Origin of the sequence: Pseudoalteromonas sp. S3178, assembly GCF_005886985.1 — a bacterium.
Taxonomy (GTDB): domain Bacteria; phylum Pseudomonadota; class Gammaproteobacteria; order Enterobacterales; family Alteromonadaceae; genus Pseudoalteromonas; species Pseudoalteromonas carrageenovora.
Map to the genome: position 1 here is coordinate 56,184 of NZ_PNCW01000062.1, position 13,421 is coordinate 69,604.

Consider the following 13,421-nt stretch of genomic DNA (forward strand, 5'->3'; position numbering starts at 1 on the left):
GAAGGTGGTAAATTGTGGAACCATTAACAGTATTAACTTCAGCGGCTTTGAAGCAAGCTATAACCCACCTAACGAAGAAGCTCATTGATAAAGCTTGGGATATTGGTGAAAATCAAGGTAAAAATATACTAGGACAGCTATCTGAAGACTACCCTGCCACCATTTATACTGAAAGGTATGTTAATCGATTTTTAAAAATGAGGACACTACATAGCGCAGAGTCTGATGTTTATTTAAATGAAATATACTCACCCTTACGAATAGTTAAACAAGGAGCCTGTGAAGAGTTTGTTGTTGGCGACACTTTTACTTTAAATTTTAATCGAACAGTGAATATTATTGGTATTGCTGGGCAGGGGAAAAGTACAATACTTCGAAAGTTATTTCTTCAAGAAATCTATAAGACAGAAAGGTTCCCTTTTTTTATAGAGTTAAGAAAAATCGAAGAGAGCAGTATCTTAGATTATTTAAAGCAACAGCTTGAAGATATAGGTTTATCTTTAATTGAAGGTGATGTTGAGATACTACTACAATCGAGAAAAGTAGTTTTGATGCTAGATGGGTTTGATGAGGTAACTTCTAACCGTCGTCACCGATTATTAAATGAAATTAACCAATTAAAGACAAGATATAATTGTAGTGTTATCGTAACTAGCCGTCCTGGTACAGAAATATGTACCGAGATAGATATTATTAATTTTAAAGTTAAAACACTAAGCTGCAATGAGATCATATCAATTATTTCAAAACTTGATAAGAATTCAGCAAATGAAGAGCTAAAAGATCTAATAATTGATAATTTACAATTACAGGAAACATTAGTCAGTCCAATTCTTGTCAACTTGTTATACGTTTGCTACCCGTATCTTGATATTGTACCTAAAAATGTAATTGATTTTTATGATAAATTATTTATAACGCTTTTCAGTCGCCACGATAAAATTAAAAACTTCAATAGAGAAAAAAGCTCTAAAGTTTCTTCAATTGAAGCAGGGAACATTTTCAATGCTTTTTGTTTTGATAGCTTAAATAAGAATGTTATGGAGTTTACTGAGGAATCACTTTATAAGTTTCTAAACTCTGCATTAAAGCTTAATGGTACTTCGCTTGAACTCACAGAAAAAGTACAAAACGATCTTATAAATATAACTTGTTTAATACAAAAGGATGGATTTGATAAGTATCTTTTTCTCCATAAATCAGTTCAGGAATTCCATGCTGCTAAGTTTATTGCGTCTTTACCCTATGTACATAAAGAGAAGTTCTATTTAAAGCTATTAGAGGTAATAGATGAAGAGGATAAATTTGATAATGTTCTTCAATTTCTAAAAGAAATAGATACAAATGATTATAATGCCCTATTAGTTTTAAAGTATTTTCAAAACAAAAAATTAAATCGTTTAAATACTGAAAGCAAAGATACAATTCTTAGAAATATGATATCTGAAATTTTAAAAGCTAGGGTCATAGAGTTTGAAATTAAAGATGGGGAGTATGAAATCGCATCATTGGAATCAATAACAAGTAATAATTTATTATCAACATTAAATCTATTCAATAATGGTGTCAGAGGTGCTGTTATGGTTTCTGAAGATTTGCTCGAGAGCCATCTTTTCAAGCGTCAAAAAACTGCTTTAAATATCAACTTACTTACAGTAGCAGAGCTTAAGCAAATTTCCAGAAAAAGCAAAAAGCATGGAAATAGCTCCGGTATTGCAACGCTGAGCGTATTCGATTATTTAAAATTCTCAAAAGGGTATGATTCATTTGAAAAAGCTTTAAAAAATGAAATCATTACTTTTGTTACGGATATCTACTCTCCAATTGAAGAAAAAAATACAATGGTGGCTAGAGTTTTAGATATTGATTTCAATATTTAAATTAGAGAGTCTTAATCGTAGTTTACTCTAAGTTTGTAAGACATTTAGAGTAAACATTTATTGGATGAAATATTAAAAAGTAGTTCTTTTTATGTGCCCCCAAAATCCACCAACCCCTAGCAACAACACAAATCCCCATACAAACATGTTTCCGTATTGGCTGTACACGCTATCACCTTGTATAAGCTTTATATCGGCTTTCATGGTCGCAGCTTCAAACTGTGGCATGGTTTGTTGTGTGTGGCTTATTGGGTCGTATACGGCGCTTACACCATTGTTGGTAACACGTACCAGCGGGCGTTGTAGTTCTAAGGCGCGCATGCGGGCTATTTGCATGTGTTGCAATGGCCCAATAGAGTCGCCAAACCACGCGTCGTTACTTACCGTAAAGAGTAGGTCTGAGTCGCTTTTGTAGTTACCGCGTACTAAATCGGCAAATACTATTTCGTAGCAAATGGCGGGTAGCAGGTTAAAACCATTGGCACGTAAGTTGTTTTGTACTTTATCACCACGGGTAAACGACGACATAGGTAAATCAAACAGTGGTGCTATTGGTCGTAATATATCTTGAAATGGCACAAATTCGCCAATAGGTAATAGCTGATGCTTGCGATAGCGGTTTTTGTCTAAGTAGCGGTAGTGGCCTTGCTCGTCGTTGTGCTCTTTATTGCCTACCACAATAAGTGTGTTATAAATGGTTTTAGTATCGAGCTGGTAGTCAACAATACCGGTAACTAACGCGGTTTTATTAAACGATGCGGCCCGGTCTAAATTGGCTAAGTAAGAGTCGGCCAGCATTTCTATTTCGGGCACTGCGGCTTCAGGCCATACAATTAAGTCGGCATCCCAATGCGGGCGGGTTAGGTCTTGGTACTTGCTCATAGTGGTCCAAAACTCACTTGGCTCAAAGCGCAGGTGCTGTTTTATATTACCTTGCACAAGTAATGTTGACATGTGTTTACCTGAATACTGATCTGAGCCTGTATTTAATGCGCTAACAACAAGTATTACAAAAACAGCGGCGGTTGCTAATGGCGTTTTAAAATCTTTTTGGGTAAGCCTATAAAGAGCAAAAGCAATGGCTACGCAGGTAAGGGTTAAGCCAAACTCGCCAATGTAGGGGGCAAGTAATCTTAGTGGGCCATCGGTTTGCGTATAACCAAAGCTTAACCAAGGAAAGCCTGTTAATACGGTACCGCGTAAATATTCACTAATCGCAACGCTTACTATTAGTAATGCACCAAAGCTTTTAGGGCCGCTTGCAAAGCGAGTTGCAGCCCAAAACGCAAGCGCCGGGAATAATGCTAAATACGCGCATAAAAATGCCATTAATGAAAGTGAGGCAATAAGTGGCATACCACCAAAAGTGGCAATTGATACATGCACCCAACTTATACCAGCACCAAACCAGCCTAAACCAAATATAAAACCATATTTAGCGGCGGTTTTAGCGTGTGCTTTACCTGTGTTGTTTGGATTAATGCAAAAAATAATGGCGGCAAGGCTAAAAAATACGATGGGCCAAATTTGAAAGGGGGCGTAGCCAAAAGTTAAAACTAGGCCCGCAATGAGTGCGAGCCATGCTTTTTTATCTTTTGCTAACAGGGTGAGTTTAGTTAGCAGAGTCTTCACTGTCGTTTTCATCAACCTTAGGTACGGTGACTTGCAGTTGTAAGATACGACGATTGTCAGAGTTGGTTACTTTAAATTGGTAACCTTCTATGTCTATTGTTTCACCGCGACTTGGCATATGGCCAAATGCGTGTAATACAGTGCCGCCAATGGTGTCGGCTTCGTCGGTGCTGTAACCTGTTTTAAAGTACTCGTTAAAGTCATCTACAGGGGTAAGCGCTTGTACTACGTATACGTGCTTAGCAAGCTGTCGAATATCTTGTTGATCTTCTTCTTCGTCGTGCTCATCTTCGATTTCGCCAACGATTATTTCAAGAATGTCTTCGATTGTCACAAGGCCCGATACACCGCCGTATTCGTCAATAACAATAGCCATGTGGTAGCGTTGCTGACGAAATTCGTTTAGTAGGGTATCTACGCGTTTACTCTCTGGTACTACCATGGCTGGGCGTAAATAATCGCGCAGTGATGGTAGGTGCTCGTCTTTATTTAAAATAAGCGGTAGCAAATCTTTAGCGAGCAATATCCCCTCTACGTGGTCTTTATCTTCACACACTACCGGAAAGCGCGAGTGAGTTGAGTCGACCATCATTGGGATGAGTTCTTCTAGTGGGCTATCTACCTCAAGGGTGATCATTTGTGAGCGCGGGATCATTATGTCACGCACTTTAAGCTTAGACACGCCAAGCACACCTTCAATCATCTCTTTGGTTTCTGGATCTATTACGTCACGCTCTTGCGCATCGGCTATTACTTCAACCAGCTCTTCTCTATTCTGGGGTTCCCCTTGCAACATTTGGGCTATGCGGCCCATCCACGTTTTGCCAGAAGAACCCTGGCTAGATTGCGAGTTATCGTCGCTCATTGCGTCTAATTGCTCCGTTAATTTAAATATCGTCTCGGTATGGGTCGGCTATGTTTAGCTCGCCAAGTAATTGCTTTTCTATACTTTCCATCTCGAGTGCGTCCTCACTCTTTATATGGTCAAATCCAAGTAAATGCAAGCATCCATGAATAACCATATGAGCAAAGTGGTCATGAAATGACTTCTCTTGCTCAATTGCTTCAGCCAAAACAATGGCTGGGCAAATAATTAAATCGCCCACAAGAGGAATGTCTATTCCTGGTGGCGCTTCAAATTCAAATGAGAGTACGTTGGTTGGTTTATTTTTACCGCGGTAATCGTTATTTAGCTGCTGCGATTGCGCTTCGTCGCTTATTACAATGCTGAGTTCAGACTCATCACGGTATTGGCTTAGGGCTTTGTCGGCCCACAGTGCAAATTGCGCTTCGCTTGGGAGATTGTCAAACTCACACGCTATTTGTAAATCAAGTTCGGTGCTCACGGTATTACTCTTTAGTAGAAGGTTGCTGTTGAGCGGCCAATAAGTCTTTGGCTTTTTGCTTTTCTATACGTTTAAGTCGCTCGTTTTCGTCGTTGCGCTCGTAGGCTTCTACAATGCGGCCAACAACAGGATGGCGTACTATGTCGTGCGATTTAAAGTAGTTAAAGCTAATTTCTTCAACGCCGTCGAGTACTTCTATTGCGTGGCGAAGGCCTGAACGTGCACCACGAGGTAAATCTACTTGTGTTATATCGCCCGTAATAACCGCTTTAGAGTTAAAGCCTATACGGGTTAAAAACATTTTCATTTGCTCGGCGGTGGTGTTTTGGCTTTCATCTAAAATAATAAACGCATCATTTAGTGTACGACCACGCATGTAAGCAAGTGGTGCAATTTCAATAATGTGTTTTTCGATTAGTTTTTCAACTTTTTCAAAACCCAGCATTTCAAATAACGCGTCGTAAAGAGGGCGAAGGTATGGGTCTACTTTTTGGCTCAAGTCGCCAGGTAAAAAGCCTAACTTTTCACCGGCTTCTACTGCTGGGCGAGTAAGTAGTATTCGGCGAATTTCTTGACGCTCTAGTGCATCTACCGCAGCGGCAACTGCAAGGTATGTTTTACCAGTACCAGCGGGGCCAATACCAAAGGTAATATCGTGATGTAAAATGTTAGCTACATATAAACCTTGGTTGTCGTTGCGCGGTTTTATTACGCCACGGCGGGTTTTAATGTACATTTCTTTGCCGTAAGCACTTTGTGGTACATCTTGCTCTAGGGCTTTTGATTCGGTAATGGCTAAATGTACGTTGTCGGGCTCTATTTCACCAATTTCACCACGAACAGGTTGAGTACTCACGTATAAGTCTTTTAGGATTTCTACGGCTGCAGCGCTTGAATGCAGTTTACCTGTTACTTTAAAAAAGTTGTCGCGGTGGATAATTTCAACACCAAGGCGGCGTTCAATTTGTTTGATGTTTTCGTCAAACGGGCCACATAAAGAAGAAAGGCGTTTGTTGTCGGCAGGTTCTAAATAAATCTCTAACGTTTTTAACTGATTACTCAAAATTACTTCCTATTCGGGTGCGCCAGTGTGTACTGGCGCAATGAATTTATGCAACTAAGGTACGAAAGTAGCTACGCCAATTTCGTTTGTTGTTTCGATTTTTGGCTCAACGCTTGCAGCTTTAGTTAAAATAGCCGAAGGCGCGATTTCACGTCGTAAGTTCATTTCTGATTCTGTACGAATTAAATCACCACGTAAAGAGTTTGGTAGTGCTTCGGTAATACGTACATCAACAAACTGTCCGATCACTGTGTGTGGACCAACAAAGTTAACTACACGGTTGTTTTCGGTACGGCCACGTAATTCCATTGGGTTCTTCTTAGAAGGACCTTCAACTAGAATACGTTGCTCTGTATCAAACATTTGGCGGCTAATTTGTTGCGCCATTTGTGTAATACGGTTTTGTAGTAGGTATAAGCGCTCTTTTTTCTCTTGCTCTGTTACGTCATCTGGCAAGTCAGCCGCTGGTGTACCAGGGCGTGCACTGTAAATAAAGCTAAAGCTCATATCAAAACCAATATCGTTAATTAGGTTCATTGTGGCTTCAAAGTCTGTTTTGCTTTCACCTGGGAAACCAATAATAAAATCTGACGACATGCTTAAGTTAGGGCGAATTTTACGTAACTTACGAATAGTTGATTTGTATTCAATTGCAGTGTGGCCGCGCTTCATTAAATTAAGAATGCGATCTGAACCACTTTGCACTGGTAAGTGTAAGTGATCGACAAGCTCTGGCACATCAGCGTATACGTCGATGATGTCTGGCGTAAATTCTACTGGGTGCGATGTGGTATAACGAATTCGGTCAATACCGTCAATTGCGGCGATTAAACGAATTAAATCTGAGAAATAGCAAATGTCGCCATCGTGAGTATCACCACGGTATGCGTTTACATTTTGACCTAGAAGGTTTACTTCACGTACGCCTTGCTCAGCAAGTTGTGCTACTTCTAGTAGTACGTCATCTACTGGGCGGCTAACTTCTTCACCACGGGTGTAAGGTACCACACAAAAAGTACAGTACTTAGAACACCCTTCCATAATTGATACAAACGCAGAAGGGCCTTCAGCTTTTGGCTCTGGTAAACGGTCAAACTTTTCAATCTCTGGGAATGAAATGTCAACAACCGATGAGCCCTTATCGCCTTGCACTTGCTTAATCATTTCTGGTAAACGGTGTAGCGTTTGTGGGCCAAAAATTACATCTACAAATGGCGCACGCTGGCGAATAGAATCGCCTTCTTGTGAGGCAACACAACCACCAACACCAATAATTAAATCTGGCTTGTCGTCTTTTAATAATTTCCAACGACCTAATTGGTGAAATACTTTTTCTTGCGCTTTTTCACGAATTGAACAGGTGTTAAGTAATATTACGTCGGCATCTGTTGCATCTTCAGTTAGCTGGTAGCCGTTGGTAGCATCTAGAAGTTCAGCCATTTTCTGAGAGTCATACTCGTTCATCTGACAACCCCAGGTTTTGATATGCAGCTTTTTGCTCATTGAAATATAGCCTCGTGTTCAATTCGGTAGTGGCACAAAAATGTGCTTAAATCAGGATTAAGGAGCAAGGTTGCTCACTTAAAGGACGCGTATTTTAGCTGGATACCCGCCCAGCCTCAAGTATAGTTTTTATGTTTGTGATCTTAAATCAATACAGAGCCAGTTTAATAGCTTGATAGTTATATACTCTCGCACTAAAGCAGCGAGTTACGGTACAATAAAAATAGATTCACGTATTAACAAAATGATGAAAAACATGACTCAAAATAAAGCGATAGTTGTGGGCGGTGGCATGGTTGGTGCGGCCATGGCCATTAAGTTAGCACAGCAAGGAAAGTCGGTACGCATTATAGAAAAGCATATAATTGATGCCGATAATATTTTAGCAAGCGATACGGTAGATATTCGCGTATCAGCTATTAATCGTTTTTCAGAAAATTTACTCGATGAATTAGGGGCCATGCCTATTTTAAGGCAAAGCCGTGTAGCGCCTTATAAACAATTAGAAGCATTTGAGCGCGGCGGCGATAACCTTTTATTTGATTGCGCCGACATAAATACCTCGCATTTAGGCCATTTAATCGAAAACAACTTAATACAAGCAAGCCTTTGGCAGCAGTTTCAAAAATATAACATTGAAGTTATTGAACAATCAGAACCTGTAAGTGCTATTGAGCAAAATGCTGACTCTATTACGCTTGTATACGCAGATAGTCGCTATAGGGCTGATTTGGTGATTGCAGCTGACGGCGGGCAATCGCAACTACGTGCAAAAGCTAATATTGGTTTAACCGGCTGGCAGTATCAACAACATTGTATGGGTGTACTTATAAAACTTAATGCGCCACAGCAAGTAAAAACATGGCAACAGTTTACGCCCACCGGGCCTTTAGCGTTTTTACCTATGCAGGCCCCATACGCTAATTTAATTTGGTATGACAACGCTAATACATTACAACACTTTAAAGGGTTAGCGCCTGAACAAATTAAAACGCACATTTTAAATAAGTTTCCCACACTTGCAGGCGACTTTGATGTGCAAAGCCATGCGATATTTCCGCTTACTCGACAACATGCTAATAACTACTCGCAAGGGCGGTTAGTGTTAGTTGGCGATGCAGCGCACACTATTAACCCGCTTGCGGGGCAGGGTGTTAATTTGGGCTTTCAGGACGTTGTAGCACTTGCACAGACGCTTGATGGCGTTGATGATATTGGTTGCCCGTTAAAACTTAAAGAGTATGAGCGTAGCCGCCGTAAAGCTAATTTATTAATGATGAGTATGATGGATGCGTGTTACTTTGGTTTTTCTAATCAAATTACACCACTTAAATGGGCGCGAAGCCAGTTTTTAAAAATGGCTAATAACACCGGTCCTTTAAAAAACTGGGTTTTAAAATACGCAATTAGCGGTGAGCTTGGTTAAACCTCTATACGCACATTACATCTAATGTGCGTATTTCTGTCTTTATTTAACTTCTTAAAATAATCACAAATTATTGTTAATTTATTTCGTTATTACATTTATTTGCCATACTCAATTTATAATTAAATAAAAAAATGAGTTGTCGTGGGAAATCTTTTTGTTTACCTAATTACTATAGGAGTTGTACTACTTACTCTTAGTATTTTGCCTACCTTACAAATTTGTAAAAAAACAAAGAGAGTGTCGTGGGTTTTACTACTTTTTTTAATTGTTGGCTTTATTTTAGGTTACTGGTGGATTTTATATTACTTTGTTAATAACCCATCGAGCGATTTTGTTGCCAGTAGTATTGCGTTAATTTTATGTGGTGGTGGGGCATTTGTATTTTTAGTTATTAAACTCAGCATAAAAAGCATTATTAAAATAGATGAGTATGCAGAGCATCAACGCTTTTTAGCAGAGCATGACCATTTAACTACCCTTCCTAATCGTAAAAAATTCTTTCAAATATTAAATCGCCAAGTTAAGTACAAAGACCCTTTTACGCTGCTGTTAATCGATCTAAATAACTTTAAAAAGATTAATGATTTATACGGTAATAAATTTGGCGATATTTTACTTAGCGTGTTTGCTAAAACAATGAGCCAAAACTTAAGTGGTATTGCAAAATTCTACCGTATTGGAGGAGATGAGTTTGCACTAATAGTAGAGACCTCATCTATTGATAATTTTGAAGCATGTATAAATGCTATTAATAAATCTATTAAATCGCCCTTTGTTATTTATGAGCATAATTTAAGAATAAAACTAACCATAGGGGCAAGTCTTTATTTACAAGACTCTTTACATGCAAATGAGCTATTCACTCAAGCTAACCTAGCATTACATGAAGCTAAAAATACACAGCAGCCTTATGTCTCGTATCAAAAAGAGCTTGGTAAGCGAGCTAATGATTTACGGGACATGAGCTCTAAAATTAAACGCGCTATTAACGAGCAAGAGTTTGAGCTTTATTTACAACCTATATTTGAAGCTGACTCAGAGGATATGCATGGCGCTGAGGTACTTATTCGCTGGCCTCAAAGTGATGGCTCTTTTATTAGCCCTGAGCTATTTATTGGTATTGCAGAGCAAAGCGGGCTTATTTTGGGTATTTCTAAATGGGTTGTACTTGAAACAATTAATCATTTAAAAAAATTAAAGAGTGCCGGCTTTATTGGCGCATTGCACGTAAACCTATCAACTAAAGATTTAGAAAGCCCCGAGTTTTATGAGTTTATGGAAACCTTATTAGCGGATGATCCAAGTTTAAGTGATTTTATTATGTTTGAAATTACTGAGCGAGCCATGATGACCAACTTACCTGCAGCACAAACCATGATGCAAAAACTAAATAGCAGGGGCTTTGAATTTAGCGTTGATGATTTTGGAACTGGGTTTTCTTCATTGGTATTATTACGAGAGTTACCAATAAGCCAAATTAAAATAGATCAATCATTTATAAAAGATATGCTGACACAAATAGCCGATTACGCCATTGTGGAGTCTACTTTGTTTTTAGCAACGCGATTAAATTGTAAGGTGGTTGCCGAAGGCATAGAAAACGAAGACGTACAGCAGGCATTAACAGCAATGAGTTGTGACTATTTACAAGGATATTATTACAGTAAACCAGTAAGAATTGATGATTTTATAAATAAGTATTTAAATGAGGATAAGTACAGAATAATTTAGGAGATTGGCTGGGATACCAGGATTTGAACCTGGGAATGCCAGGATCAAAACCTGGTGCCTTACCGCTTGGCGATATCCCAACTATAAATTTGGATGAGTTTTAGTTCTAGTTAAGAACATGGTGCGGAAGGAGAGACTTGAACTCTCACAACCTAAGTTACTGGAACCTAAATCCAGCGCGTCTACCAATTCCGCCACTCCCGCATACTGTCATTCTTTATAACAATTTCTTTGGTAAAGAAATTGGCTGGGATACCAGGATTTGAACCTGGGAATGCCAGGATCAAAACCTGGTGCCTTACCGCTTGGCGATATCCCAACAAAGAATTATTTGATAGTTTTAGTTCTTATCAAGAACATGGTGCGGAAGGAGAGACTTGAACTCTCACAACCTAAGTTACTGGAACCTAAATCCAGCGCGTCTACCAATTCCGCCACTCCCGCATACTGTCATTCTTTAAACAACTTTCTTTGGTATAAGAAGTTGGCTGGGATACCAGGATTTGAACCTGGGAATGCCAGGATCAAAACCTGGTGCCTTACCGCTTGGCGATATCCCAACAAAGAATTAATTGATAATTTTAGTTCTTATCAAGAACATGGTGCGGAAGGAGAGACTTGAACTCTCACAACCTAAGTTACTGGAACCTAAATCCAGCGCGTCTACCAATTCCGCCACTCCCGCATTATCACTTTGAATTAATCAAAGAAATGGTAGTTATTTTAAACTCTTCATTGAGTTGCAATTTTAACTCTTGCAGAGCCACTTCTAAAAGAAGAAATGGTGGCTAAGACGGGATTTGAACCTGTGACCCCATCATTATGAGTGATGTGCTCTAACCAGCTGAGCTACTTAGCCATTGTTGGCTGGGATACCAGGATTTGAACCTGGGAATGCCAGGATCAAAACCTGGTGCCTTACCGCTTGGCGATATCCCAACAATAACAATTGATAATTTTAGTTCTTATCTAGAACATGGTGCGGAAGGAGAGACTTGAACTCTCACAACCTAAGTTACTGGAACCTAAATCCAGCGCGTCTACCAATTCCGCCACTCCCGCATTTCAAATTTTGATAAATCAAAACTGAGGTAGTTATTTTAAACTCTTCATTGAGCAACAAAAAATAAATGGTGGCTAAGACGGGATTTGAACCTGTGACCCCATCATTATGAGTGATGTGCTCTAACCAGCTGAGCTACTTAGCCATCTTTTTTTGTTAACACTTCATCGCTGAGTGCGGGGCGTATTATGCTGATATGACCCAAATCCGTCAACACCTTTTTTGCAAAAAAACACTTATCAGTGTTTGTTTGCAGGAAAATTAAGCTAAGCGGCTAAATTTTAATAAAAATGATGTTTTTTTGACTGCAGTTCAAATGCAAATCATGGTGATAAATCAAAAGAGTGAAAACAGACTGTTTAAAGTTGTTTGTTTATTCGACACATTATCACGTACAACATAAATTTTAGCATTAATTTGATATCTCAATACGTAATTTAATAGCTAAAGCGCTTTTTTATTTTAATAAAGTGGCTATTAACCTGGTTTTTTTAACTATACAAAGGCATTTTAAGTAATGTTTAGCTTGGTTATATGTGCCGCTTGAGTGCTTTTGCAAAGGGATTATATAAACGCAAGTGCGAGATTAAGTAGCTAAAGAGACGTTTGGGTCTTGAGGATATAGTAAAGGATACAAAAAAGGCTCGTAAACACGAGCCTTTTTAGTTTTTCAATCGCTTGATTAAACGTTGAATAAGAAGTTCATAACATCGCCATCTTTAACAATGTATTCTTTACCTTCTTGGCGCATTTTGCCGGCTTCTTTTGCGCCGCTTTCACCTTTAAAGCCAATAAAGTCTTCATAAGCGATAGTTTGTGCACGGATAAAGCCACGCTCAAAGTCGGTATGGATTTTACCTGCTGCTTGTGGCGCTGTAGCACCAACAGGGATTGTCCATGCGCGTACTTCTTTTACGCCAGCTGTAAAGTAAGTTTGTAATTGTAGTAGTTCATAACCACCACGAATAACCAGGTTAAGGCCTGGCTCTTCTAAGCCAAGATCAGCCATAAACTCAAGTTTATCTTCGTCATCAAGCTCAGATAGCTCAGATTCGATTGCTGCACACACAGGGACAACAACAGCGCCTTCTGATTCAGCTATAGCGCGAACACGATCAAGTAGTGGGTTATTCTCAAAACCATCTTCAGCAACGTTTGCAATGTACATTGTTGGCTTGATAGTTAAAAAGTTAATAGAGCTTATTGCTGCTTTTTCTTCTTTAGTTAATTCTAAAGAGCGAAGCGTTAAGCCTTCATCTAAGTGTACTTTTACTTTTTCAAGCGCAGCATTTTGCTCTTTTGCGTCTTTATCGCCGCCTTTTGCTTTTTTAGCATTACGGAAAATTGCTTTTTCAGCACTATCCATATCAGCAAGTACAAGCTCAGTATTAATTACGTCAATATCGTCAGCAGGGTCAATAGTACCTGCAACGTGTATTACGTTTTCATCTTCAAAACAGCGTACTACATGGCCAATTGCATCCGTTTCACGAATGTTTGCTAAAAATTGGTTACCTAAGCCTTCACCTTTAGATGCGCCTTTTACTAAGCCAGCAATATCCACAAATTCCATACTTGTAGTAAGAATGCGTTGCGGGTTAACTATTTTAGCAAGCTCGTCTAGACGAGGATCTGGCACAGGTACCACACCTGTATTAGGCTCAATGGTACAAAAAGGAAAGTTAGCGGCTTCAATACCCGCTTTAGTTAGTGCATTAAAAAGCGTTGATTTACCAACGTTAGGCAAGCCAACGATGCCACATTTAAAACCCAT

9 protein-coding genes and 10 tRNA genes are annotated in these 13,421 nt (G+C 39.2%); 3 read left to right on the forward strand and 16 right to left on the reverse strand.

The window, feature by feature from the left end; all coding sequences use genetic code 11:
* Positions 1-14 precede the first annotated feature (14 nt).
* Positions 15-1,880, forward strand: a complete 1,866-nt coding sequence (locus tag CWC11_RS16350) for an NACHT domain-containing protein (protein WP_138683545.1) — start codon at positions 15-17, stop codon at positions 1,878-1,880.
* A gap of 72 nt (positions 1,881-1,952) precedes the next feature.
* On the opposite strand, the gene lnt is transcribed toward CWC11_RS16350, so the two are convergent.
* The 5 genes from lnt to miaB are packed head-to-tail and all read right to left on the reverse strand — an operon-like array spanning position 1,953 to position 7,424.
* Entirely contained in the window at positions 1,953-3,512 is a 1,560-nt protein-coding gene (gene lnt / locus CWC11_RS16355; RefSeq protein ID WP_171038439.1) for an apolipoprotein N-acyltransferase, read from the reverse strand.
* A complete protein-coding gene (corC, locus tag CWC11_RS16360) occupies positions 3,493-4,377 on the reverse strand; it encodes a CNNM family magnesium/cobalt transport protein CorC (RefSeq protein ID WP_058547447.1) in 885 nt (294 codons plus the stop codon). Before corC ends, lnt begins: the two co-directional genes overlap by 20 nt.
* Before the next feature lie 22 nt (positions 4,378-4,399).
* The gene (gene ybeY, locus CWC11_RS16365) at positions 4,400-4,858 is read right to left on the reverse strand and encodes an rRNA maturation RNase YbeY (protein WP_104642303.1); all 459 of its coding nucleotides are present in this window, start codon (positions 4,856-4,858) and stop codon (positions 4,400-4,402) included.
* A gap of 4 nt (positions 4,859-4,862) precedes the next feature.
* Positions 4,863-5,921, reverse strand: coding sequence for a PhoH family protein (locus CWC11_RS16370; protein WP_138683547.1), 1,059 nt, complete (start codon positions 5,919-5,921; stop codon positions 4,863-4,865).
* A 54-nt stretch (positions 5,922-5,975) separates the two neighbouring features.
* Entirely contained in the window at positions 5,976-7,424 is a 1,449-nt protein-coding gene (gene miaB / locus CWC11_RS16375) for a tRNA (N6-isopentenyl adenosine(37)-C2)-methylthiotransferase MiaB (RefSeq protein ID WP_058547450.1), read from the reverse strand.
* Between the two features lie 244 nt (positions 7,425-7,668).
* Between miaB and CWC11_RS16380 the strand changes: the two genes are divergently transcribed.
* Complete coding sequence (locus CWC11_RS16380; protein ID WP_138683591.1) at positions 7,669-8,850, forward strand: FAD-dependent monooxygenase; 1,182 nt, start codon at positions 7,669-7,671, stop codon at positions 8,848-8,850.
* 240 nt (positions 8,851-9,090) lie between these two features.
* Positions 9,091-10,584 carry a putative bifunctional diguanylate cyclase/phosphodiesterase gene (locus tag CWC11_RS16385; protein ID WP_249330758.1) on the forward strand — a complete coding sequence of 498 codons (1,494 nt, stop codon included), beginning with the start codon at positions 9,091-9,093 and terminating at the stop codon, positions 10,582-10,584.
* 5 nt (positions 10,585-10,589) lie between these two features.
* Here the strand turns inward: CWC11_RS16385 and CWC11_RS16390 are convergent.
* The 11 genes from CWC11_RS16390 to ychF form a co-directional block, all read right to left on the reverse strand.
* Positions 10,590-10,664 (reverse strand) — tRNA-Gln (locus tag CWC11_RS16390).
* A gap of 39 nt (positions 10,665-10,703) precedes the next feature.
* Positions 10,704-10,788, reverse strand: a tRNA-Leu gene (locus CWC11_RS16395).
* Between the two features lie 40 nt (positions 10,789-10,828).
* Positions 10,829-10,903, reverse strand: a tRNA-Gln gene (locus CWC11_RS16400).
* 40 nt (positions 10,904-10,943) lie between these two features.
* Positions 10,944-11,028, reverse strand: a tRNA-Leu gene (locus tag CWC11_RS16405).
* Positions 11,029-11,069: 41 nt separating this feature from the next.
* A tRNA-Gln gene (locus tag CWC11_RS16410) sits at positions 11,070-11,144 on the reverse strand.
* Between the two features lie 40 nt (positions 11,145-11,184).
* Positions 11,185-11,269 (reverse strand) — tRNA-Leu (locus CWC11_RS16415).
* Between the two features lie 97 nt (positions 11,270-11,366).
* A tRNA-Met gene (locus CWC11_RS16420) sits at positions 11,367-11,443 on the reverse strand.
* Positions 11,444-11,448: 5 nt separating this feature from the next.
* Positions 11,449-11,523: transfer RNA gene (locus tag CWC11_RS16425), tRNA-Gln, on the reverse strand.
* Between the two features lie 38 nt (positions 11,524-11,561).
* Positions 11,562-11,646, reverse strand: a tRNA-Leu gene (locus tag CWC11_RS16430).
* Positions 11,647-11,715: 69 nt separating this feature from the next.
* Positions 11,716-11,792 (reverse strand) — tRNA-Met (locus CWC11_RS16435).
* A gap of 537 nt (positions 11,793-12,329) precedes the next feature.
* Entirely contained in the window at positions 12,330-13,421 is a 1,092-nt protein-coding gene (ychF, locus tag CWC11_RS16440) for a redox-regulated ATPase YchF (protein WP_058547452.1), read from the reverse strand.